At 41.1% G+C, this 26067-nt stretch carries 15 protein-coding genes; 5 read left to right on the forward strand and 10 right to left on the reverse strand.

Features of this window, described 5'->3' with window-relative positions; translation table 11 throughout:
* Positions 1–3 precede the first annotated feature (3 nt).
* The 6 genes from E7303_RS08035 to E7303_RS08060 all read right to left on the reverse strand — a co-directional run bounded on the left by E7303_RS08035 (position 4) and on the right by E7303_RS08060 (position 5778).
* Positions 4–516, reverse strand: a complete 513-nt coding sequence (locus tag E7303_RS08035; RefSeq protein ID WP_292144674.1) for a flavodoxin family protein — start codon at positions 514–516, stop codon at positions 4–6.
* 317 nt (positions 517–833) lie between these two features.
* A complete protein-coding gene (locus E7303_RS08040) occupies positions 834–1190 on the reverse strand; it encodes a dihydropteridine reductase (RefSeq protein WP_292144675.1) in 357 nt (118 codons plus the stop codon).
* A gap of 36 nt (positions 1191–1226) precedes the next feature.
* Positions 1227–2246 carry an NAD-dependent epimerase/dehydratase family protein gene (locus E7303_RS08045; RefSeq protein WP_292144676.1) on the reverse strand — a complete coding sequence of 340 codons (1020 nt, stop codon included), beginning with the start codon at positions 2244–2246 and terminating at the stop codon, positions 1227–1229.
* A 188-nt stretch (positions 2247–2434) separates the two neighbouring features.
* A complete protein-coding gene (locus tag E7303_RS08050) occupies positions 2435–3013 on the reverse strand; it encodes a TetR/AcrR family transcriptional regulator (protein ID WP_292144677.1) in 579 nt (192 codons plus the stop codon).
* Between the two features lie 190 nt (positions 3014–3203).
* Positions 3204–3947 (reverse strand): response regulator transcription factor, encoded by a 744-nt coding sequence (locus E7303_RS08055; RefSeq protein WP_292144678.1) that lies wholly within the window; start codon positions 3945–3947, stop codon positions 3204–3206.
* A 31-nt stretch (positions 3948–3978) separates the two neighbouring features.
* Positions 3979–5778, reverse strand: a complete 1800-nt coding sequence (locus E7303_RS08060; RefSeq protein ID WP_292144679.1) for a sensor histidine kinase — start codon at positions 5776–5778, stop codon at positions 3979–3981.
* A 172-nt stretch (positions 5779–5950) separates the two neighbouring features.
* Here E7303_RS08060 and E7303_RS08065 point away from each other — a divergent pair, with 172 nt between their 5' ends.
* From E7303_RS08065 to yicI, 4 genes are read left to right on the forward strand one after another with little or no spacing between them, the layout of a single operon-like run.
* On the forward strand, positions 5951–6841 hold the full coding sequence (locus E7303_RS08065; RefSeq protein WP_292144680.1) for a carbohydrate ABC transporter permease: 891 nt from the start codon (positions 5951–5953) through the stop codon (positions 6839–6841).
* Positions 6841–7680, forward strand: coding sequence for a carbohydrate ABC transporter permease (locus E7303_RS08070; protein WP_292144681.1), 840 nt, complete (start codon positions 6841–6843; stop codon positions 7678–7680). The genes E7303_RS08065 and E7303_RS08070 overlap by 1 nt, the downstream gene beginning before the upstream one ends.
* 38 nt (positions 7681–7718) lie before the next feature.
* The gene (locus tag E7303_RS08075) at positions 7719–9089 is read left to right on the forward strand and encodes an ABC transporter substrate-binding protein (RefSeq protein WP_292144682.1); all 1371 of its coding nucleotides are present in this window, start codon (positions 7719–7721) and stop codon (positions 9087–9089) included.
* A 17-nt stretch (positions 9090–9106) separates the two neighbouring features.
* Positions 9107–11443 (forward strand): alpha-xylosidase, encoded by a 2337-nt coding sequence (gene yicI / locus E7303_RS08080; protein WP_292144683.1) that lies wholly within the window; start codon positions 9107–9109, stop codon positions 11441–11443.
* A 20-nt stretch (positions 11444–11463) separates the two neighbouring features.
* Here yicI and E7303_RS08085 read toward each other — a convergent pair whose 3' ends face one another.
* Complete coding sequence (locus E7303_RS08085) at positions 11464–12153, reverse strand: YczE/YyaS/YitT family protein (protein ID WP_292144684.1); 690 nt, start codon at positions 12151–12153, stop codon at positions 11464–11466.
* 78 nt (positions 12154–12231) lie between these two features.
* Positions 12232–12792 (reverse strand): alpha/beta hydrolase, encoded by a 561-nt coding sequence (locus E7303_RS08090; RefSeq protein ID WP_292144686.1) that lies wholly within the window; start codon positions 12790–12792, stop codon positions 12232–12234.
* A 429-nt stretch (positions 12793–13221) separates the two neighbouring features.
* Between E7303_RS08090 and E7303_RS08095 the strand changes: the two genes are divergently transcribed.
* The gene (locus tag E7303_RS08095) at positions 13222–13398 is read left to right on the forward strand and encodes a hypothetical protein (protein ID WP_292144687.1); all 177 of its coding nucleotides are present in this window, start codon (positions 13222–13224) and stop codon (positions 13396–13398) included.
* Positions 13399–13569: 171 nt separating this feature from the next.
* Here the strand turns inward: E7303_RS08095 and E7303_RS08100 are convergent, their stop codons facing one another.
* Both E7303_RS08100 and E7303_RS08105 read right to left on the reverse strand, forming a co-directional pair.
* The gene (locus E7303_RS08100) at positions 13570–14709 is read right to left on the reverse strand and encodes an aldo/keto reductase (protein ID WP_292144688.1); all 1140 of its coding nucleotides are present in this window, start codon (positions 14707–14709) and stop codon (positions 13570–13572) included.
* A 14-nt stretch (positions 14710–14723) separates the two neighbouring features.
* A complete protein-coding gene (locus E7303_RS08105; RefSeq protein ID WP_292144690.1) occupies positions 14724–26054 on the reverse strand; it encodes a non-ribosomal peptide synthetase in 11331 nt (3776 codons plus the stop codon).
* Positions 26055–26067: the final 13 nt, after the last annotated feature.

Genomic DNA, 26067 nt, shown 5'->3' on the forward strand with positions numbered 1-26067 from the left:
CCATTACATCCTCTGTACCATCTCACTGATCTTTTCCATAACTCCCTTGTCATGATTCGTAAAAATCCCCATATCCTCAAGTCCAAGATATCCGAGGAAGTCTCCGTCATAAGAGAATTTGGCTCCGTCATACATATCGGGATCACCGGAGGTCAAAAACATGGCTACTTTCTTCAGCCTTCCCGGCGCCTTCGGATACAATAACGCATAGAAACGGTCGATCACGCACTTAAGCTGTCCTGATACATTGTGGTAATAGATCGGAGATGCAAGAACCAGCATATCCGCATCACGAAGCAGCACGTATATTTCTGACATATCATCCTTTTGTGAACATTCGCCGTCACCTTTACCATGACAATATTCGCAGGCGAGACAGCCGTGTATATTTTTCCTGCAAACATCCACGATATTCACGGTATGTCCTGCGAATTCAGCTTCGGTCTTGAAAGTCTTTATCATTCCTGCAGTGCTTCCGTTTGGTCTGGGAGACCCATTCAATACAAGTATATTCATAATATTCCCTGTCCTTCTTTAGTCATAATATAATGGCAGATACCCCGTATCCTCATTATATTTACTTTACGAATTCTTCGCTAATGAATAAAACGAATATCGTGATATTCCAAAACGGAATGTCATGCAGTAATGAACAGTTCATATGGATTTGTAATTAGTGCGTTGGGAGCTTGCTCGCATAAGCACTAAATTATAAATCCATATATTCACCACGCTCTTTTATATATTCCTCCGCTTCCAAATTCTCTGCTTATTGTTATTACCTTGTTCATACAGATGCCTCCTTCGACTTTGAGCCATCTACGCTGAGCTCTTTATGCTTCTCCTGTTATCTCTTTAGCAAGTTCCAAAATTTCAAAGGCATATTTTTCCTTGCCCTTTTTCAGAAGCTTCTTGTATAAAGGATAGTTAATGATGCAGATTGCAGCACCTACTATTCCAATAAGCACCCCAATAACCATGAAAATTTCTCCTGTTCCAAAGACGCTAAGTCCAAAGCACATCCCTGTTCCAAAGATCAAAGTCCCAATAATTCCAAGCGTCATGGCTGTTATAAATGCCGGAAGCTTTGCTCTTTCATCAAGCTTTTTTAGCTGCCTTACCTTATTTGTTTCTTTTGGCATGTAATCCTTTGCAACACTTTCTGCATAAACCTTATCTAAATCGTTCATCGTATTCTTCTCCTTCTTTTCTCTTGAATGTCCTTTTTATGCGATCTTTCCTGTTTCTTTGAGCCATCTGATCTCGTCACGTATGGTCTCTCTGTATGATCTTGTAGTATAACCAAGTTCCTTACTTGCTTTACTTGAATCAAATCGATTGTTTCTTGCAAGATTATAAACGGAGAAAGTTGTCATAAGCGGCTTTTCTCCTGTCTTTTTGGCTTTTTTCTCAAGTATCTTTGCAATGAAGTTTGCTGCTGATATAGGTAAAAAAAACTTCATCTGTTTACATCCGCTCTCCTCTGAAACAAGCTTTGTAAAATCCTTAAAGCTGACAGGCTCATTCCCAAGAATGTAGCACTCTCCGCTTTTTCCCTTATCCGCTGCTCCAATGAGTCCGTCAGCCAGATCTCTTACATCACACAGATTAAAGCTTCCGTCAATTCCGGCGGGCATCTCACCATTGATGATATCAACCAGAGTCTTTGTGGTCTCACCCATTGCAAAGTCCTCAGGTCCGAGGATTCCTGAAGGGTGAACCACACATGCATTAAGCCCTTCCTTTGCAGCCTTGAGCACCACATTTGTTGCCATAGCCTTTGACAATGAATAGCATCCTTTGATCCTCTCAGGATCAAGCGGGATCGAACCCTCACATTCTCTTATGCTTCCCTTCTCTTCCTCAGGTATTGCTCCTGTTGATGAGCAATAAACGAGCTTTGAAACATTGTGCTCTTTGCACATCTCTATGATATTTTCTGTCCCGCCGACATTTACGTCCATGACTTTCTGGCTGTAGTCGGGATTAACTGTTACGATGCTTGCTATGTGGAGCACGATCACCTCTGTATCTTCAGGCGTCTCAAAGAATCTCTCCAGGTCATCTTTATTACAAAGATCTCCGTATACGATTTCTACTTCTTCCGGAAGATATGCGGCTGACTTATCACCTTCAAGGACAAATGCCCTTACTTTTTCGTTTCTATCAACAAGCTTTCTGCAGACTGTGCTTCCAAGAAATCCTGCTGCTCCTGTTACCAGATATATCTTATTTGTTTGGCTCATTTATCTTTTCCTCTCTTATTTTCAATTTGTTTTCTTGCTCTCTGTTTTGAGCTTGAAGTCATTATAGAAAAATGAGCCTGCAAAAAGAACAACACTTTTTGCAAAATGTGTTGATTTAAGGAACACAGGTCCCGACACGTTTTGTAAAAAGTGTTGATTTGTAAGTCCGATATACTGTTTTTACTGCTCTATGGCTTGATGATACACTTCTGTATAACGCTTATGATCTCGTCTTTGGACTCGGCGCATCCCCCTCGTACCCACTCAGTGATAACTCCGATAATACCCTTAAGATAAAAGACCATTATAAGCGGCTGCTCATTTTCCGGAACTCCGAACCTTGTAAGTATGGGCCCAAATATGTTCTTAAACCATGTCTCATAGATTTTTTCGGCGCCCATCATCTCATTCTTTTCATACATCAGGTAAAAGAGTTTCCTGTTCTCTTCTACAAAATTCAGATATGGCATCAGATATCCCGGGGTAACAAGAAACAGTTTCTCATCGTCTTTATCATCTATATCAATGCTTTCAGCACCCTCGGCACCGAAACGGCCAAAGAAATCTTTATATACGGCTTCCACAGTTTCCTGCAGAAGATCATTTACATTATCATAGTGAAGATAGAATGTTGATCTGTTTACTCCTGCAGTCTCACATATTTCCTTAATGGTAATATACTCAAAGTCCTTACTATCAAGGAGTGTTATCAACGCATTATGCATCTTCTCTGCTGATTTAAAATATTTGCTCTCATTCTTATTCATATTTTTCTATAACAATCTCCACATCAGATGTCAAAAAAGCCTAATGTTTTTAGCATTGCAATTGCATTTTCGATATATTCATTATCGGTAATCAATGTACGTGCGCGTATTAATTCTACCATATTGCGTTAATTAGTTTATTAAAAATAAATTAAATAGCCATCGCTTGTGGTACCTGCAATAACTGATTTTACTTATTATGATGCGACCTCCACTCTTTCGGCGTCATTCCGGTATAGTTTCGAAATGCCTTGGAGAAATAGTTGGTATCACTATAGCCAACACGCTGAGCTACATCCTGAACCTTTAAATCAGATTTTGTCAAAAGTTCTTTTGCTCTTTCCATGCGAACCTCCTGCAAGTATTCATAGATATTAGCTCCGTAATGCAATTTGAAGAGTTTTGACAAATACTCTCCGGAAAAAAAATACTGCTCGGCAAAATCAGACAACCGAATTGCTTCACTATAGTGAGAGTCAATAAAATCTTTAATCTTCCCGATAACTTCTTCTGCTTTTTGGCTATCAGTGTAATTGTCTAAATCGCAGAAATTCTCCACAGGATGCAATTTTTTCACTGCATTCTCAATGGCTGCATTTAGCTCATCTTCTGCAACAGGTTTAAGAAGATAGTCAAAAGCTCCGTTTCTGACTGCACTTCTTGTATAACAGAAGTCGTCATAGCCACTGATCACGATAACAGCGCAGTTTTCTAAATCTTGTTGAGCCTTTTCCAAGAATTCCATCCCATTCATCACCGGCATCTGCATATCCAAAAAGATTATTTCAGGTTTAAGCTCTCTGAGCGCCTTAAGCCCGTCTCGCCCGTTCTCTGCATATTCAGGCTTCTCAAGATGGTACTTATCCCATCTTCCCAACTTGCTGATTGCTATTCTTACAGGCTGTTCATCATCAATGATAAGTGTTTTGTACATACCATTCTCCCCCATAGGGCGCAGCATTCACTCAGCTTGCCCTTGGAATCTGCAACTCCACAACGGTATAGCTCTTTTCCCCGGTCTTACTCACTATGTTAAGGTCGATCTGATCTCCATATAGGATCAGCAACCTGTTATACAAATTTCCAAGCCCTATGCCCTGATTGGCATCAACAAGGGTCTGAGTCTTGAAATTCTGACAGATTTCTTTGATCTTATCTTCTGCAATTCCCACGCCATCATCACTGACCTGGATATAAAGCTTTTCCGGAGACATACGGATAGTTAAAAGAATTCTGATTGAATTTCTGTCACCATCCATCCCATGCAAAATAGAATTTTCTATCAAAGGTTGAACCGATATTTTCGGAATCGGAATAGACAAAGCATCCGGCTCTATGATCCTTCTGACCTGCAGCCGCTCTCCCATACGACATTGCTGTAGCATGATGTAATTGTCAGCGTATTTTAATTCTTCAGACAGTGGCACAACATTATCAGCTTTGATAGAGTACCTGAGATTTGAGGCAATTCCCGTCAACATGGTATAAATGTTCTTCTGATCATTTATCAGGGCTTCCGTGCCAATAGCCTGTAGGGTGTTATATAAAAAATGCGGATTGATCTGTGCCTCAAGGGCCGCAAGTTTTGCCTTATTTTCGTTTAGCTCAGCCATATAATTCTTTTGAACCAGAGAGTTGATTCGTTCTGTCATCTCGTTAAAAGACCTGCTAAGTTCAGTACTTTCACGGCTTCTGCCAAGTTTTGTTGTCACAACCTGCCCATTTCCGAATTTCTTTTGATACTGTACCAGTAAAGTCAAAGGGGCAGATAAATAGCGTATCAGCATGTGCGCTGCCAATACTGCAAATGCAACAAATATGCCGCCAACCATAAGTGCAAATCTTCTGGTCTGATTTATCTGCGACAAAACATCTGAAAGAGGAACCAAAGTAGTCATATACAGATTCCCATCCGTGCTTGACGCCTTGGCAAGAAGATACTGTTCTTGCCCAAGTTTATGGTATATGGGTGCTGTTTTTGTCTCTTTTTCCAGAAAAAGAGACATGTTATCCGAACCTGATAATTTATGTAAAAGATCTGCTTCTTTTTCACCGGCAGTGGTATATAAAAGCTCTCCCTTGTTATTGTAAAAGCTGATAATCTCATGCTGTCCTGCGCTCTGAAAGGTAATATTGGGAATGCTGCTCTTATCAACTTCAAATTCAACAATTGCCACTGTGCTCTTGTCTTCAATCTTTATTATAGAGTGGGCAAAGCGAAGAACTCCGCTTTTATCTGCAGCCGGCAACAGGTCATAATTCTGCGGATTTTTGAGACATTGAACATAGCTGTCCATCTCCTGAATTTTATCCGCTTTTCTCACCATTACGATTCCTTTGCGGTTGTCACATCCTACATCAAGATTCTGATTGACCATATAAAGATGGTACGACAGGATATCACTTCTGGTATAAAGAGTAGAGCGAACGTTAGATCTGATATTCTCTATAGCAGCATCCTTTAGCCCTTCTTTAGTCAAAAGCATGGCATAAAAATCACTGCTATATACTGGCATTATGGCAAAAGCAGATAGGGAATCTACATAGCTTTCCATATTGGACATACGAAGATCAAGCAGTGAATGATTTACCTTGAGCTCCTCATCAATAATCCTGTTTTTTTCCCGATTGTAAATAAACCAGGAAAGCACTGCAGTAAAAAGAATCATGATCAATGCCAAAAAGAGCGTAAACTCCGCCCAAAGTGGCATTTGATTCATGCTTTTTCGTATGAAATTCTTGAGTTTTTCCCCAACTTTTCCCATAGGATAACTATACATCTTTCTTTAATTCATTTCTATTAGTGCATAGTTTTTTGTCTGTTTTTTACACTTTTTCTGACGGATTTTTCCATTTTTTGGAAATGGAATTCTTTCTATAATTCATATATAGATATTTTCATCAACCACATTTGGGGATCTTTTTTGGGGGTAATAAATGTATAAGTTAACAAGACGACAACGCAAGGAAACTGCTGAAAATGTTCTTTTTACGCTGCCTGCTCTGCTACTGGTCATGATCATGATGTATGTACCATTTATCATGAGTGGCTACTACTCTTTAACAGAGTGGAATGGTATTTCCAAAACGCCTGTATTCATAGGCCTTGCAAACTTTCGTAAGCTCTTTAGTAACAGTAGTATATTCGCTGGAACTATTCTTTTCACAATCAGATATACTCTATTATTCATGATTGGAAGCAACGTGATTGCTCTTCTTCTGGCTGTTGCTCTGACCAGAAAATTCTCCGGTGCCAACGTATTTCGTGGACTTTTCTTTATACCTTATATCATGAGCCTTACCATAGTAGGTTTCATATGGAAATTTATCTTTACCAAAGGATTTGAAAAGCTTTTTGGGATAACCGGCATGGGATTTTTGAATTATAGCTGGCTTGGCGATCCTCATCTTGCCTTTTATTCAATCGTTTTGGTAGGAGTCTGGCAGGCCTTAGGTTTTTACATTGTTCTGTACATAGCAGGTCTTCAGGCAATTCCAAAAGATGTGCTGGAAGCTGCAGTTGTAGATGGTGCAGGGCCTCTGCAGAAATTCTTCAGAGTAACTCTTCCATTACTTGGACCATCAATCACCACCTGTATTTTTATGAGTCTGACTAACGGACTAAAAGTCTTTGACATAATTCTTGCCCTTACTAAAGGCGGACCGGGAACAAGCACCTACAGTACTACCATGCAGATTTATCAGGAAGCATTTACCAACAACAATTATGGTCTTGGTTCAGCTGAAGCTATTCTTTATTTCATTTTTGTCCTGATCGCTACCCAGCTCGTGCTCCGCCTTATGAAAAAACTGGAGGTGAACCTATAATGAGCCTGAAAATAAAAAGAAGAATTGTCATGATCCTGATGCTGATTTTTCTTTCTCTTTTTACCATAATCTACATCTACCCTGTTTTTCTGATGTTTATGAACTCATTCAAGCCTTTTGGTGAAGTGGTATCTGATCCGATTGCATTACCAAAAAAGCCTACGATAGAAAACTTCGTATATGTTGCTGATAAGATTCATTATTTACAGCTTTTCCTTAACAACGTGCTTATCACAACAATAGGTATCTTGGGAATTGTGTTCTTTTCATCTCTTGCTGCATATATTTTGGATCGAAGGGAAAATAACTACACAAAACTGATCTACGGAATAATCATTACGCCTATGCTGATTCCTTTTCAGACTATCATGATAACTTTATTAAAAGCCATGAATATCATTCATCTTGATCAGAGTCGTGTAGGCCTCGGAATTCAGTATTGGGGTTTTGGAATCCCAATGGCCACATTTATATTTTTTAACTTTATGAAAACAATCCCAAAAGAAATTGATGAGAGCGCTGAAATAGACGGCGCATCAACCTGGAAAACATACTGCGCCATTATTTTCCCACTTATCAAACCTGTATGCTTTACCGTAATAGTGCTTGATGTGATGTGGATCTGGAATGACTTCCTGCTTCCGCTTCTCATGGTAAACAGCTCAACAAAGACCAAAACCCTGGTACTTGCAGCTTATACCTTCGTAGGACAGATGAATACCAAATGGCAGTACGCTATGGCCTCAATGACACTTACAGTCCTGCCATCGATTCTGATATTCATTCTACTCCAAAAGTATATTGTCGAAGGCGTAGTTGCAGGCGCAGTAAAGGGCTAAACAAATACAAAGTTTTTTATTCAAAAAGGAGGAAAAAAATGAAAAGAAAGTTTTTAGCTGCAGCACTGAGTTGTTTTATGGCCGCTACCATTCTGGCAGGATGCGGTTCCACAGGTACTACAAGTACAGAAAGTACTGAAAGTACTGAAACAACGGGCTCAAATGACACCGCAAAAGAAACTGTAAAAGAAACTGCTGAAACCACCGATGCATCCGCTGATACAGGCGAAATCTATATGTTCATCTCATCTCCTGAATATGCTGATGCCATCAACACGCTTATAGAAGAATACAAGACAGTAGCCCCTGGTGTAACAATCAATTACGAGACCACACAGAATGACTATCCAACCATGCTTAAGGCAAAGCTTAACTCTGGCGAAGTACCTGATATTTTTTCATCCACTTCAGGAAAAGAAATAGACACATACCTTGAGTATTCATATGATCTGAGCAGCGAGCCTATCATGACTACAATGGATCCTGCAGTAGCTTCTGCTATGTCTTCTACCGCAAATGGAGGAACTGGCTGCTATGGTTTCGCAATCAAGGGCAACTATTTCGGTATTGTATATAACAAGGAAATGTTCGAAACAGCAGGCATTGCTAAATTCCCAGAAACTTCTTCAGAACTGATCGATGCATGTAAAAAGCTGAGCGACGCAGGTATTAAGCCTTTTACAACAGGTTTCGCAGAGTGGTGGGTATTTAAGCACACCTACCAGAGCTTCGTCAACGCAGCTGCTGACGGTGCCGGAATTTCTACTGCTGATCTTGTCGCTAAATTTGAAAAGGGCGAAGCAAAGGTCGCTGACTATCCTGAGCTATATGACAACTATTTTGCATTTCTTGATCTGGCAAAAGAATATGGTGATGCAAAGCCTTTGGAAACAGACCTTTCAGCTGAAGAAGCTGCTTTTGCCAATGGAGAAGTTGCTATGATGCTTGGTCAGGGTGCCTGGGTTGAGGCTGACGTGCTCTCAATAAATCCTGACTTAAAGATTGGTTTTGCTGGTTATCCAACTACAGAAGATGCAGCTGAAACAAAGGTTATCTCCGGTTCTGATCAGGCACTTCACGTAAATAAAGATTCTGCAAACCTTCAGGCTACTCTGAATTTCGTAAACTGGTGGTATACCTCAGACTACGGTAAATCATGGTTCACAGATGTTGCAGGAGTAGTTCCTCCAATTGTTACCGATGCTCCTTCAAACTTTGAGATCATTAAACAGGGCGCAGCTCTTTCAGATGAAAAAGGAAGTGGAGCGCTTGCTATCTGCTACTCTACAGACAGCTGGCATCAGACTTGTGGTCAGATTCTTCAGTCCTACATTGCAGGAACGATTACAAAGGATGAGGCCTGCGCTCAGATTGAAGAACAATGGGCAGCTATAGACGGAGCGAAATAAAACACTAGGAGAACATCATGAAATTTACAGAGGGTTATTGGCTACGAAGTGAACGAGTAAAACCCAGTTATGCAACTCAGGCATTTGAGGTACAGGAAATACCGCATGGTATGCGCATTCTTGCGCCTGAACGCCCCATTTTATCAAGGGCTGATGCTTTGGACATAACGGTGTTACAGATTGACTTCGTATCCGCACGACACAATGATATTGCTGTAACGGTGACTCACTATAAGGCCTACGACGATCATGAACCACGTTTTAAGCTTGAACTGGATCCTGATCCTGTAGAACTTAAGATCACTGACGATGAAGCATTTATGTATGCCGGTGACATCACAGTACATGTAGATCGTAATAATTTCTCCTATACTTTCGAAGCTGGAGGACGTGTTCTGACGTCCTCCGGTTTCAGAAATACCGGCTATATGCGTTGGGATGCAAAGCCTACGACATACAAAGATGATGACAGATATTTTTGTCAGGAATACGACGCCTACATGCTGACAGAATTATCGTTAAAACCCGCAGAAACAGTATATGGTTTTGGAGAAAAATTCACTCCATTTGTCAAAAACGGTCAAACTGTTACTATTTGGAACGAAGATGGCGGTACTGCAAGTCAGGTAAGCTACAAAAGCATTCCATTTTATATTACCAATGAAAACTATGGTGTTTTTGTTGATCACACCGGTCCTGTGGAATTTGAGGTCGCAAGCGAAAAGATTGAATATGTCAGCTTCTCTGTTAAAGGCGAACAATTAAGATATCACCTGATCTATGGTGAGACTCCGGCTGACATACTTGAAGTCTATACCGGTCTTACCGGGCGCCCTGCTCTGCCTCCGGCATGGAGTTTTGGCCTATGGCTTTCTACAAGCTTTAAGCCAAAATACAACGAAGAGATAACCTCCAAGCTCATAGATGGTATGATAGAACGCGACCTTCCTTTTAGCGTATTTCATTTTGACTGCTATTGGCTCAAGGGTCTTAGATGGTGTGATTTTGTCTGGGATAAAGATGAATTCAGTGACGTTAAAGGGATGTTAAAGCGTTACCATGAAAAAGGTTTAAAGATATGCGCATGGATAAATCCATATGTAAGCCAGTATGGAGAAACGTTTGAAGAGCTCTGCGAAAAAGGATTTTTCCTCATGCGATCCGATGGAAAAGGTGTTAAACAAGTCGATAACTGGCAACCGGGTCTTGCTATAATGGATTTTACAAATCCCAATGCATGCAAGTGGTACGCAAACAAGGTCAAAGAATTGTTGCAGCTTGGAATAGATTGTATTAAGACTGATTTCGGTGAGCGCATTCCTATAGATGTGACCTATCACGATGGCAGTAACCCCAGAGATATGCACAATCTGTATCCTCTTTTATATCAGAAGACTGTATTTGAGGCCATGGAGGAAGTTAAGGGAAAAGGAAATGCTGTTCTCTTTGCAAGAAGTGCCACCACCGGCTGTCAGAAGTTCCCAATTCATTGGGGCGGTGATTGTTATGCCAACTATCCATCGATGGCAGAATCCCTGCGCGGCGGCTTATCCTTATCCTGTACAGGATTTGGCTTTTGGAGTCATGATATTTCCGGCTTTGAATCCACTGCTACGCCTGACCTTTACAAGCGCTGGGTTCAATTTGGTCTTCTTAGCACCCAAAGCCGTCTTCACGGCTCTGATACCTACAGGGTTCCCTGGATTTTTGACGAAGAAAGCGTAGATGTTGTCAGAAGTTTTACCAGACTAAAATGCACTCTGATGCCCTATCTATATCGCATGGCAGTTATTGCTCACGAAAAAGGAACTCCGGTGATGCGTCCAATGTTTTTCCAGTTTCCAGATGATCTGGGATGTAAAAATCTTGATCTTCAGTACATGCTGGGCGATTCACTTTTAGTGGCTCCTATTTTTAACTCAGAAGGGCGTGGAGAATTCTATTTGCCTGAAGGCAAATGGATGAATCTTTTAGATAATGAGATATTAGAAGGCGGCAGATTTTACAGTAAAAAATATGACTATCTGCATTTACCGCTATTTGTCAGAAATAATACTCTTTTACCTGTTGGAGCTTGTGAGTCATCTCCGGAATACGATTATTCCAAAGATCTTACCTTGCGCTATTACCTTCCACTTGATCAGCAAGAAGCAACGGCGATAATTTCTGATCTAACAGGTCAGACTGTTCTGACTGCCACAGCCATTAAGAAAAACAACACTGTCACAATCACTTTGAGCAATTATGACAGTCCGGTTTATCTTGATATTTTCCTGAATAAAGATAATGTTATTCATTGTGACTTAAACAGCCAGGAAACAATAATAAATATTCTGACTGGAGCTGATGTCTAAGTTGCAAAAGCATTGCTATTTCAGGCAGCCTTTTTATCAATAAACACCTTAACAGATTCAGTCAGATGCTGATGATGCACATTAGTCGCATCAAACTTCACAGACGTAAACGCGAGCTGCATGATTGGGCCGGTTGCAAAAGCGCATATGAGTGTGCCAATTCCGACTGGTCCTCCAAGCAGCCATCCAACAAACGTTGCCAGGCCCAGAAGTGCTATGCTTATCACACCGATAGGTGCTTTTTTAGCTCTTTTGGCAAGTGCAACGAGAAGTGTATCTCTTGGTCCACATCCAAGTGCAGCGCTCATATAAGTAAACTGTGTATATGCCATGATCACAAGACCTATGAGCATCACGGGAATGCCTGTAGTTAGCGAATCGCACTTAGGTATAACATTTATCCTGTTAAAAAAGTCTACTGATTTCCCAACGACAAAAGCATCAATAAACATAGCGATACCAATTGGCTCCTTGAGGGCAATATCTATGCCAAGGATTGCATAGGAAACAGCAACTGAAGCTGTACCATACAGAATTCCCAATGTCTTAGAAAGTCCCAGATTAAGGACATCCCAAGGGCCCGCTCCTATATTGGCCTGAATTGTCATATATACGCCAAATCCATTGATAAAAAGACTAACCGCAGCAAGAAACATATTAATGAGAATCTCTTTTGTCGTACGATTGTCCTGAAGATGACTTATTTTCATAATTCTTTAACTCCTGTGTTTGTCTCTAAATAGTTTTACTCCTTTTCCCCGCCACCGCTTCAAATATGATTTTTTGCTTTATAGCAATTTTTCTACTATTTTCATGACATTCCCTAGTTCATGAATATCACTGATTACTTCCCCGGTCTCTAAAGAATGATTCCCTTTTTCTACTATTACCAGTTCAAGTCCAAGCTCTTCACATCGTGCCTTGGCAATATCTGTTCTACACCAGGGATCCGCATTACCGTGGAACACTGTTCCGCTTTCAGCTCTCAAAAAATCAAATGTCTGAGGAACCGGAGTAAATACAAGCTGCGTAGCACAGATGTTATAAGTTTTATCATAATAAGCAGCAAGGGCAGTGCCTATACTCTTCCCTACAAAAAGAATCTTCTCACATTTATCAAATTCAACTTCACCAAGCTGCTCTTCTACCTGCTTTGCCGCAATTTCAAATGCTGCCTTCATTCCTTCTTTGTCATTAAGAATATCTTTTGACTTAACCGGCAGCTCATATGTAACATCAATCACGTCATAGCCTGCTGCCTTGGCCAGCTTCTTAGTGTAATACAAAAGAGGTTTATCTCCGTTATATCCCATACCAGGGAATATTACTACAAGTTTCTCACTACACATCTTCCAATCCTTCTAAAAATATGGCTCCCTTTCAAAGCATCCTAAATATGATTATACTTCACATTTGTTTCATAAATCATTAAGTTTGTTTTTAGGAAAAAATACTATCATGAACACATCAGGAAGAACAAAACACCTTCCTGCCCCCTCATAAGAACATAACTTTTTCATAACACATGGGCTGTGCCACATTGTTCACAGCCCTCCTCCCTAAGATCCAGCCACCAATTGGTGGCTTTTATTTATTTATTCCCGTCATAAATCTTTCCCGTTTATTTAACACACTTTTTAGAATATATAGTGTATAGTTTAATCATAGATACAAGATGTTGCGCTTTGATAGGTTATACAGGGAGGTGGCCTATGAACATCGATCTCATGACATAAAGAACAAACATGAACGCGGAAGCGGACACGGAGGATATGCCATTGCAGAAAGAAACCTTTAAACAATGCTATGGAAAGCCTGTTCCAAAGACCTATGACGCACTGTACATAAACGGCCATTACAAGGATCCAAGAGCAGTGAATGCAAGGATCAAGAGCATCATATCAGCTTCACTGGTAGTCGCTGCGGTAGCAGTGCCGGTGCTGCTTATACATTAAAAGAACTTTCCGGGAGACATTCCCGCCATTGTTTTCATTATAAAAGCTCCTTTTAAAGTATTTGTTGCATTTGATATGCATACATTACTTCAAAAGGAGCTCTCACTCAATATTTACGGTGTTAAGTTGCAATCAGAGATGTCTAAGTTACAAAAAACGTTATCTCTGTCACTACTCAATATGTTTTGCTATCATTTTTAGATTTTCAATGATAGTTATATGCTGAGGACAAACGCCCTCACACTGACCACAGGCTATGCAATCTGTTGCCTTTCCTCCTCCATTCTCTAAAAGTTGCGGATAGTCTTCATATTTCACTGACCATTCCTTTTCTTCAAGGTCATCAAAGGTGTTTTCGTTGTACATCTTGAAATATTTCGGAATTGAAATTTTCATAGGGCAACCCGAAGTGCAGTAGGAACAACCGGTACAGGGAATGGCAAGCTTACTTATTAGCTTTTCTCCGGCTTTTAAACACAACTTCTTTTCATCCTCTGAAAGAGCTTTAAAATTCTCCATGTAAGAGGTATTATCCTCCATCTGCGCTATACTGCTCATTCCGGAAAGGACAACCATTACATTGTCCAGACTTGCAACAAATCGTATAGCCCAGCTTGGAATTGACATCGCAGGATCTTTTTCCTTAAAGAGCATTTCTATATCCTGCGGTAGATTAGCAAGGGTCCCTCCCCTTACCGGTTCCATTACAGTTACAGGTTTTCCATGTTTCACAGCTACCTCATAACACGCCCGTGACTGAACCCACTCACTATTCCAATCCAGGTAATTGATCATCAACTGTACAAACTCCATCTCGGGATGTTTTGTCAGAATCTCATCTAATAGCTCAGGAGTATCATGAAAAGAGAATCCAGCATGCTTTACAAGTCCAGCCCTCTTTTTTTCAAGAAGCCAGTTAAAACAATCCAACTTTTCATATATTTCCAGTAGTTCTTCATCTATTCCATGGATAAGGTAATAGTCAAAAAAACTTGCTCCAGTCTTTCTGAGCTGCTCATTAAAAATCCTATTTCTGTCCTCTTTGGTCTTTATATACTCGCCATGTAATTTGGTGGCAAGGGTAAAGCTGTTCCTTGGATATCTATCCACTAAAGCAGCCTTTACCACATTTTCACTGTTAAAATCATGGTACATCCAGGCAGTGTCAAAATAGGTAAAGCCTCTTTCCAAAAACATATCCACCATTTTGCAAACCTGCTCTACATCCACAGATGCTTCATCTGAAGGATTCAGCAAAGGCATTCGCATTAGCCCAAATCCAAGCTTCTTCTTTGGCTTAAAATCCATCATTGATTTTTCTCCTTTCAGATATCAAAAAATCCTAGTGTTTTTAGCATTGCAATTGCATTTTCGATATATTCATTATCAGTGATATGCCAATGAAATCCCAGTCTGTAAAGTGCCTTCAACGTAAACTTATTATCTACGTCATTTTCGATAATATTCTCATCGTTATCAGTTTTATAATTTACAAGTGGAGAAACAAAACGGTTGATACGCTCATCCATAAGAGCTTTATGCAGCCTTTCATTAAACTCCTTTTCGTCTACAATATCTAATCTCATGCCATTATCATTAAGCGCCTGCACCAGATCTCCCATTTCTATAGTATGGGAGTTATAGGCATGAAAAACAGTAAACTCACGATTGGTTCCTGCCAGCAGTACCGTAGCCTTTGCCACTTCATCAATAGGAGAAAATTCATCCTCTTCATCCATATCCTGCACAGGGAAGCACCCAAGTACCACGTAGGCCTTTAATGTATTCATGAAATTGTTTGTTGTAAAGTTGATCTGGAACTCACCATCTTCATATCTACTCATGAGATTACCCATTCGGATTATCTTTGCATTAAGTCCCTTCTCCTCGATAGCATCAAGAATGAGCTTTTCAGCCAGATATTTCGAATATACGTAACCATTTGATTCTACCTGCTGTCCGATATCAAGGGCATCCTCTCTAAGCGTTGTCTCTCCGTTAGAACCGACATTCCTTTCGCCACATACTGAAACCGTAGATATATGCACCAGACGAATATCCTTTTTAAGGCACAAATCAACAAGGTTAGCTACTCCGTATACATTGACATTCTTAAGAAACTCCAGATCTGCAAAGTGTTTGACTGAAGCGGCACAGTTTATAAGTGTATTAATGTCGTATTCTTCAAGTTTCTGGATGCTCTGTGCATCCGTGATATCTCCTTCAATTGCAACTATCCTGTTTCCAAAGTAATCCTCGTCCAGGTTATCGAAGTAGTAGAAGAAACTTTCTCTAAGTCGTCTCATTGCTCCAATTTTACCACCACGAAGCAGACAGTAGACTTTCATGGTTCCGGAATCAATGAGCTGTCTAAGCACATGAATTCCCAAAAAGCCCGTAGCACCAGTCAAAAGAACTGTCCCAAGCCCCTCGGTTTTTATATTATCCAAATACTGCGGTATGTTGTGGGAAAGGGCTTTTGCATACTCATTCACTGTTACACTTTCCTCATTAGTCTGATCTGTTTGATTTTGAACAGTTTCTTCATTCCACTGATCCTTAATCTTTGAGAAAAGATGCTCAGAAAGCTGTCTTGGTGTTGGTTTATTAAATATATCCTGATAAACTACAGGATAATCTTTGACCATTATAGCCATCATTACCTTGGCCGCCAAAAGAGACGTTCCACCATATTCAAAGAAATTATCATCCAAATTGAAATCATCTTTTTTCAATGTCTTTCTGAATATCTCCAGAATCTGTTCTGTCAGCGCCTCCAGTTGCTTCGATCCTTCAAATGCTACTGCAGCTTCTTTTGGCCTCTGAGAATCTGTAACGGTATCCGGAATATCTTTTTTCTCAACTAATGCTTGTTCTGCCCGGAATTCTTTTACCTTGCTAAGAGAAAGCACATCTTCAACTGTTCTGCAGGTTAATAGTCCTTGGATTACCTCTTCCATCAGCTTATAAAAGCGCTCCATCGTGGTCTTGCCATACATCTCTGTATCATACTCAAATTCATAGACCACCTTATCATCCTTAAGATTTATATCAAGTCCAAATGGCGACTTTGCTTTGAAAGCTCCTAGTCCGAGTTCCTTCTCTTTGGCCTCTTTTCCTCCAATAAGGATAGCATCATCTGTCTGGTCTCCCTGATATGCGAAAAGCACATCAGAACTAAGTCCATAGGTGCTGCATACCTCAGCAAAACTGAATATATCGCAGGACATGGCATTTAACAACATCTTCTGGCATTCACCTACTGCATGAGATATATCCATCTGAGGTGAAGGACTTATTGATACCGGAATGGTCTTTACAAACATTCCGATACTACGGTTTAGCCTGCTGTCATTTCGGCCATTATAAATTGAGGCAAATACTGCATTCTCAGAACCAGTACATACTTTCAGCGAAAGTCCCATAGCCATGGTAAAGAACGCATTTAGACCCAAACGGTTCTTCTCACAGAACGCTCTAATATCATTTGCCGAAATCCTTCCTGTCAAAACGAAGTTTCCATCATCATCTGTTGCAGTTGCTTTTTCTGTTGGAGGAAGAGTAACTTTTTTGCAGTTTCCAAAAATTCTATCATGCCACTCTTTTGCTTTTTCAAATTTGTCAGAATTTCTTCTCTCCTTCTCAACAACAGCTGCCTCATATCCTGTATACTGCTCTGCTTCAACATTTTCGCCCAAATATGCCCTGTTGATGTCTTCCATAAAAATACTTAAAGATTCACCGTCACTTATAATGTGATGGGTATCAATGAAAAGGTATTTACCCTCATTGGAAGCAAACAACCCGATTCTGCAAAGAGGCTCTCCCAAAATCAGATCAAATGGTCTGACCAGTTCCTCATCAGAAGGCAAAACAGTTCCCTCAGAAATTTCCACCTTTATTTCATCACTTCTTACAGCAAATACTTCTCCTTCTTCATTCACCATAAGAGTCATAGACAGATATGGGTGAGCTTTCAATGTCTTTTCTATTGCCAGACGGAGCCTGTTCATATCTATTTCCGGAGAAAGCTCATAAAGGATCGGTATATTATAGATAGTAGAATCTTTGTAATGGATGCTCTCAACAAATATTCCCATCTGAGTCATAGAAAGAGGATATTCTTTTCTTAGTTCAAACTCTTCATCCTCTTCCTTAGTCTCCAGAAGCTTTTCTATGTCAATAACTGTTTTGGTTTCAAACAGTTCGGCGATGGTCACATTCTTGCCAAACTCCCCTGCCAGCATTGTGCATAGTCTTATACATCCAAGAGATGAAAGACCTGCAGCAAAAAGATCTGTAGTGATTCCAACAGGAACTTCACCTATTATCTTCTTTATAATCTCTAGAATAGCCTTCTGGCACTCAGTCTCAGGAAGCACAACCTTTTCCTCTTCCTTTCCAGGATCAGGCAGGGCTTTCTTATCAATCTTGCCATTTGCAGTAAGAGGCATCTCCTCCAGCTGTACAAAAGCCTGTGGAACCATATAAGCAGTAAGCTGAGATGAAAGATGTGCCTTGAGAGCATCAATGTCAATTTCATTGTCAGCAGTGAAATATGCAGCCAGATACTCAGTCTCTTTCTTTAAAACAATAACGATAGCAGATCTGATACCGGGATATGAACCTATTACGCTCTCTATCTCGCCAAGTTCAACTCTAAGCCCTCTTAGCTTGACCTGGTTGTCAATTCGTCCATGATACTCGATGTCACCATTTTCCTTGATTCGCACAAGATCGCCGCTTCGATATGCAGGCATATCAAATAACCTAATAAAACACTTTTGGGTAAGATCATCCCTTCCAATGTAGCCTCGTCCTACGCCGTCGCCGATTATCACCATTTCACCCAGAGCACCAAGTCCCTGAAGCCGGCCCTCCCTGTCGATGGTGGCAACGTGAACATTTACATTAGGTATTCCGATCGTAATGTTCTCTGTATCCTCAACAACCTGCATGGTGCAACTTATGGTTGCCTCAGTAGGCCCATATCCATTCATTATGCATATATCAGGATTTATATCTTTTAGCTTGCCAAAAAGAGCAGGCGGAAAGGCCTCAGCTCCCATATCCACACTCTTTAGACCTTTTACCGCATCTGTAAAGGCATCCGTAAACTCACCCATGTCCAGCATATTCATCAGATAGCTCGGTGTGCAGCTCATAACATCAACATGGTTATCACACATAAGCTTTCCAAGCAGAACAGGATTCATTATATCTTCATGAGTTGCAAGTACCACCGTCATGCCATTGGCAAGTGGAACAAACTCCTCCATTATAGAGAAGTCAAAAGTAAGTGCTGCTATTGCAAGGCTTACGTGTCCTCTCCTTGTATAGCCCAAAATCTCGTGGTTTTTCTCATTATCATCAACGAAATTCACGAGGTTTTTATTGGTGAGCATAACCCCTTTTGGTTTTCCTGTTGAACCGGAGGTATAAATGACATAGGCAAGCGCCTCATAAGGAACAGTTTCGTTAAGGTCTTCTTTTTCGCCCTCTTTTACTGCATCTTCAACGCAGATAAGTTCGACTCCGCTTTCAGCCAGGACATCAAACATCTCTTTGCGTTTTTCCAGGATTTCTCTCTTTGTCACTAAAAGTTTTGCCCCTGAATCTTCGAGAATAAAGCGTATTCTATCCTCAGGATACTCAGAATCTATCGGAAGAAATGCTCCGCCGCTTTTAAGTACGCCCTGCCTCATGACGTAGGCATAGCTGTCCCTGTCAGGCATTACAGCAACAATGCTCTCGGCTTTCGCGCCCTTGCTCCTTAATATAAATCCAAGAGCATTTGCTTCCTCATTTAGTTCTTTGTAGGAAAGCGTCCTGTCTTTGGCAACAAGAGCCTTCCTGTCAGGATTCTTATGTGCAGCATCCTGAAGAAGCCGATAAGCAGGTCTTTCCTTTACAGGAAAATCGCTATCATGAAGAATCTTTATCTTCTCTTCATCAGCCTTGGTGGTAAGGCATACATCGCCCAGACGTTCTTTATTCATGAACTCATGGGTGATATTATCCATCATGTGAACAAGGCCCTCTATTGTAAACTTAGAGAAAAGAGCCGGATCGTACTCAAGCTCATAAACAACCTTTGATCCATCAAGGCTTACATCTATGCCTATACCAGTCCTTGCCCTTGAAAGTCCCAGCATTTCTAGCTCGGCAAGTTCTCCGCCAATCATTGTTCCATGCTCGTACTCTCCCTGATAGGCAAACATGATGTCAGCCTTGATATCATAAGCATTCCTTATCTCAGCAAAGCTGTATATATCGTTAGCCATTGCAGACAGAAGATATTTCTGACATTCCTTTACGGCGTCAGAAATCTTTTTTTCCGGAGCGCATTCCAAATATACCGGCAAGGTCTTTACCAGCATGGATACACTATCTGAAAGTCTTCCATCACTTCGGCCGTTATAGATTGTAGTAAATATAGCATTTTCAGACGCTGTATAGGACTTAAGTGCAAGGCCAAAAGCGGTCGTAAAGAAAGCATTAAGGGTGCAGGAATTATCAAGACAGAACTGTCTTATCATAGCTCCATCCGTTTCTCCGATAACCTTCCCTTCACCTATATTTCCATCTTCTTTCTTTCCATCTTTTACCGGAATTGTCTCGCCGCCACAGTCTGCAAAGTAACTGTCGTACCAGGCCTTTGCCTTTTCAAATCGCCCGCTTTTCCTCGCGGCTTCTTCATCAAGAGCAAACTCATATCCTGTATATTTCTCTTTTTCTATTTCTTCACCTGAATAAGCTCTGTCGATATCATTTTTCAGAATATAAATGGATTCACCGTCACTTACGATGTGGTGGGTATCGAGGAAGAAATAGTTACCATTTTTTGTTTCATAAATCTCTGCACGGAAGAGGACTTCTCCCGTATCAAGGGAAAATGGTCTTACCAGCTCATCTTCGGTTGAAATGGTATCTTTCTTAAATACAGGAGTTTCAAATTTATAGTCATCCCTTCTTATTGCGTGTACAATTCCATCCTTGTCACTTACAGGTTCCATGAAAAGATATGGATGGGCTGCTACAGCTTTTTCAATGGCTCTGGCAAGTTTTTCGCAGTCCACACTGTCCCCTAGTTTATAAAGTTCTGGGATGTTATAGGTGGTAGAACCCGGATAGCGCATACATTCGATATATATGCCTGTCTGGGTCATTGACAGCGGATACTCTTTTCTGAGTTCGTACTCTTCCGTTTTATCTGTATTTTTCAGAATGCTGTCTATAGCTTTAATAGTACTGTTATCAAAAACATCCGATACTTTAAGAGTTCTTCCAAAGTGCTCTGACAAAAGGGCGCACAGCCTGATGCATCCTACGGATGACATACCGAATGCAAACAAGTCTGAATTTATACCGATAGAAACATCTCCAATTACTTCTTTAACGATCTCAAGGATCTTCTCCTGATTTTCATTCTCAGGCGGAACTATCTCATCTTCCATCATTACAGCCTGAGGCAGTGCCTTTTTGTCTATCTTGCCTGAAAGATTCATAGGCATCTCATCAAGCTGCATAAAAGCCTGTGGCACCATGTAGGAAGTAAGGTAAGATGAAAGATAGGATTTCAGGTCACTTATATCCACCTTTTCATCAGCCGTGAAATAGGCGGCAAGGTAGTCTGTTTCACCCTTTGCAACTATCACTATGCAGCTTCTTACGCCTGGATAGTTACCAAGAACACTCTCTATTTCACCAAGCTCAACACGAAGTCCTCTAAGCTTGACCTGATTATCTATCCTTCCGTGGAATTCAACATCGCCATCCTCTTTAATGCGCACAAGATCGCCACTTCTGTAGGCAGGAAGGCCTAAAAGTGTGATGAAATTCCTCTGATTTAGATCTTCTCTTCCTACGTAGCCTCTTCCTACTCCGTTTCCCATGATAACAAGCTCGCCAAGAGCTCCGGGAACCTGAAGGCGGCCATCTCTGTCAAAGGTTGCCAGCTTTACATTGGATAAAGGATATCCAATCGTTATGTCATCAGTGCTGTGAAGTTCTTTTAAAGTACAGGTTACGCTGCACTCTGTCGGACCATAGGTGTTATATATATAAAGGTCGGGATTTATTGCTGCCATCTTGGCATATAGAACCGGCGGAAAAGCTTCCGCACCAATATCTATGCTCTTAAGATTTTTAATGGCAGGAGCAAAAGACTCAATCTCTGTGAGGTTGAGCATATAGGTGGGAGTACATGTCATGGATTCGACGTTGTTATCAAGGATCAGAGCCTTCATCTGCTGCGCATCCATGATCTGATCCATGGTTGCAAGAACTACTGTCTGTCCGTGTCCAAGAGGAACGAACTCCTCCAGAACAGATACATCAAAAGTAAACGCCGCAATGGCTAGAGTAACCCTTCCAAACTTGGTGAATACTCTGGCCTCCTTGTTATGAATGTTATCATCAACAAAGTTGGCAAGATTTCTGTTCTCAATCATCACGCCCTTAGGCTTTCCTGTGGAGCCTGAGGTATAGATCACGTAGGCGAGGGCTTCTCCCGGGACATCGATATTAAGATTGTCCCTGCTTCCCTCTTTTACTGCCTTTGTGACATCTATTACTGTAATATCTGCCGCTTCCAGGCTACTCATGAGATCTTTTCGCCTGTCCATGATCTCACCTGTCGTCACAAGGATCCTGCAGCCGGAGTCTTCAAGGATATACATGATTCTTTCTTCCGGATACTCGGGATCTATAGGCATAAAGGCACCGCCGCTCTTTAAGGCACCCTCTCTCATTACATAGCCATAGCTGTTCCTGTCTGCAAGAACTGCTATCTTACTCTCTATATCAGCACCATTGGCTCTCAGTACATGCCCAAGAGCATTGGCTTCCTCATTAAGTTCTCTGTAGGAAAGCGTCCTGTCGATTGCGATAAGTGCCGTTCTGTCAGGGTATTTTTCAGCTGAGTCCTGAAGATGACGATATCCGGGCTTATCTTCAAAAGGACTTGAGGCATCATATATATTGAGTATCTTCTCTTCATCAGCTTTGGTGGTAAGGCATACGTCCGAAAGCTTTTCCTTGCGAAGAAACTCACCGGTAATGACATCCATCATACGGAATAATCCCTTTACCGTAAACTCAGAAAATAGAGTCGGATCGTACTCAAGCTCATAAACAACTTTTGAACCATCAAGGCTTACATCTATACCTATACTTGCTCTCGCTCTTGAGAGTCCCAGCATTTCAAGCTTGGCAAGTTCCCCGCCAATCATTGCTCCATGCTCGTACTCTCCTTGATAGGCAAACATGATGTCAGCTTTGATATCATAAGCATTCCTTATCTCAGCAAAGCTGTATATATCATTGGCCATTGCAGACAGAAGATATTTCTGACATTCCTTTACGGCATCAGAAATCTTTTTTTCCGGAGCGCATTCCAAATATACCGGCAGGGTCTTTACCAGCATGGATACACTATCTGAAAGCCTTCCATCACTTCGTCCGTTATAGATTGTAGTAAATATGGCATTTTCAGATGCTGTATAGGACTTAAGTGCAAGGCCAAAAGCAGTCGTAAAGAAAGCATTAAGGGTACAGGAATTATCAAGACAGAACTGTCTTATCAGCGCTCCATCAGTTTCTGCTATGAGCTTTGAAAAACCTATATGCCCATTTTCTTCTTTACCATCTTTTACCGGAAGTGTTTCTCCACCGCAGCCTGCAAAGTAACTGTCGTACCAGGCTTTTGCTTTTGTCAGTCGATCGCTTTCCCTTGCAGCTGCTTCATCCAGTGCAAACTCATATCCTGTATATTTCTCTTTTTCTATTTCCTCACCTGCATAAGCTCTATCAATGTCTCTTTTTAAAATATCAAGAGATCCGCCATCGCTTACGATGTGATGAGTATCCAGGAAGAAATAATTACCATTTTTAGTTTCATAAATCTCTGCGCGGAAAAGAACTTCTCCCGTATCAAGGAAAAATGGCCTTACCAGCTCATCTCCGGTTGGAATGGTATCTGTCTTAAATACAGGAGTTTCAAACTTATAGTCATCCCTTCTTTTCGCATGTACGATTCCATCCTTGTCACTTACAGGTTCCATGAAAAGATATGGATGGGCTGCTACAGCTTTTTCAATGGCTCTAGCCAGCTTCAGAGTATCAACTCCGTCTCCAAGTTTATGAAGCTCCGGGATATTGTAGGTAGTAGAACCCGGGTAGCGCATACATTCAATGTATATACCTGTCTGGGTCATTGAAAGTGGATACTCTTCTCTAAGTTCATACTCTTTCTCTTCATCCGCATTTCTCAGGATACTGTCTATAGCTTTGACAGTACTGTTCTCTAATACATCTGATACTTTAAGAGTTCTTCCGAAGTGCTCTGACAAAAGGGCACACAGCCTGATGCATCCTACAGATGACATACCAAAAGAAAAAAGATCAGACGTGATGCCCAGAGGCAGGTCACCAATTACTTCTTTAACGATCTCAAGGATTTTCTCCTGAGTCTCGTTCTCAGGCATGACTATCTCATCTTCTTCAATTACAGCCTGAGGCAGTGCCTTTTTGTCTATCTTGCCTGAAAGATTCATAGGCATCTCATCAAGCTGCATGAAAGCCTGGGGCACCATGTAGGAAGTAAGGTAAGATGAAAGATAGGATTTCAGGTCACTTATATCTACCTTTTTATCTGCTGTGAAATAGGCAGCAAGATAGTCTGTTTCTCCCTTTGCAACTATCACTATGCAGCTTCTTACGCCTGGATAGTTACCAAGAACGCTCTCTATCTCACCAAGCTCAACACGAAGTCCTCTGAGCTTGACCTGATTATCTATCCTTCCGTGGAACTCAACATCTCCATCCTCTTTAATGCGCACAAGATCGCCACTCCTGTAGGCAGGAAGGCCTAAAAGGGTGATGAAGTTTCTCTTGTTAAGGTCCTCTCTTCCAACATAGCCTCTTCCTACTCCGTTTCCCATGATAACAAGCTCGCCAAGAGCTCCGGGAACCTGAAGACGGCCATCTCTGTCAAAGGTTGCCAGCTTTACATTGGATAAAGGATATCCAATCGTTATGTCATCAGTGCTGTGAAGTTCTTTTAAAGTACAGGTTACGCTGCACTCTGTCGGACCATAGGTGTTATATATATAAAGGTCGGGATTTATTGCTGCCATCTTGGCATATAGAACCGGCGGAAAAGCTTCCGCACCAATATCTATGCTCTTAAGATTTTTAATGGCAGGAGCAAAAGACTCAATCTCTGTGAGGTTGAGCATATAGGTGGGAGTACATGTCATGGATTCGACGTTGTTATCAAGGATCAGAGCCTTCATCTGCTGCGCATCCATGATCTGATCCATGGTTGCAAGAACTACTGTCTGCCCGTGTCCAAGAGGAACGAACTCCTCCAGAACAGATACATCAAAAGTAAACGCCGCTATGGCAAGCGTAACTCTTCCAAACTTAGTGAAAACTCTGGCCTCCTTATTATGGATGTTATCATCAACAAAGTTGGCAAGATTTCTGTTCTCGATCATCACGCCCTTAGGCTTTCCTGTGGAGCCTGAGGTGTAGATCACGTAGGCGAGAGCTTTTCCCGGAACATCGATATTAAGATTGTCCCTGCTTCCCTCTTTTACTGCCTCTGTGACATCTATTACAGTAATATCTGCCGCTTCCAGACTACTCATGAGATCTTTTCGCCTGTCCATGATCTCACCGGTCGTCACAAGGATCCTGCATCCCGAATCTTCAAGGATATACATTATCCTTTCTTCGGGATACTCAGGATCTATAGGCATAAAGGCACCGCCGCTCTTTAAGGCACCCTCTCTCATTACGTAGCCATAGCTGTTCCTGTCTGCAAGGACTGCTATCTTACTCTCTATATCAGCACCATTGTCTCTCAGAACATGACCAAGAGCATTGGCCTCTTCATTAAGTTCCCTGTAGGAAAGGGTCCTGTCGATTGCGATAAGTGCCGTTCTGTCAGGGTATTTATCAGCTGAGTCCTGAAGATGACGATATCCGGGCTTATCCTCAAAAGGACTTGAAGCATCATATATATTAAGTATCTTCTCTTCATCAGCTTTGGTGGTAAGGCATACATCTCCAAGGTGTTCTTTTTTCATGAACTCATGGATGATATTGCCAAACATACGAAGCAAACCATCTATTGTATATTCTGAAAAAGCAGCCGAGTCATACTCACACTCCCAGGTAATACCTTTATCTTCAATTACAACTCTGAGCATAAGCTGTGTTCCCGATGTAAGCGCTGAATTGCCATCAAGATCAAGGCATATAGTGCCTTTCAGGTTGAACTTTGTGGCAATATTCTCATAGCTGTCTTCATCACTTTTAAAAAAATTCTCACAGTGTTTGATTTCAGAAAGAATGGATTTCTTAGCATCACATATAAGCCAGACTGCAACTTTTTTGCCATTACTTATGCATGTAAAAAAAGCTCCTTCCGATGCAGTATACGACTTTAAGGCCAACGCAAAAGCAGTAGTAAGAAAAGCCTGCATCTTAATATTTTTATCCTTGCAAAAACTTTTTACATTACAATCCTCTGCGAAATAGTGGCCATCATATTTTACAAAAGAAGATTCTACTGTATTGCTGTCTTTTACAGGTATTGTCTCTTCACTGCATCCTGTATATAATTCATCAATATTATATTCTTTCATGACTGCATCTACC

It is taken from the genome of Butyrivibrio sp. (genome assembly GCF_015056685.1).
Taxonomy (GTDB): domain Bacteria; phylum Bacillota; class Clostridia; order Lachnospirales; family Lachnospiraceae; genus Butyrivibrio.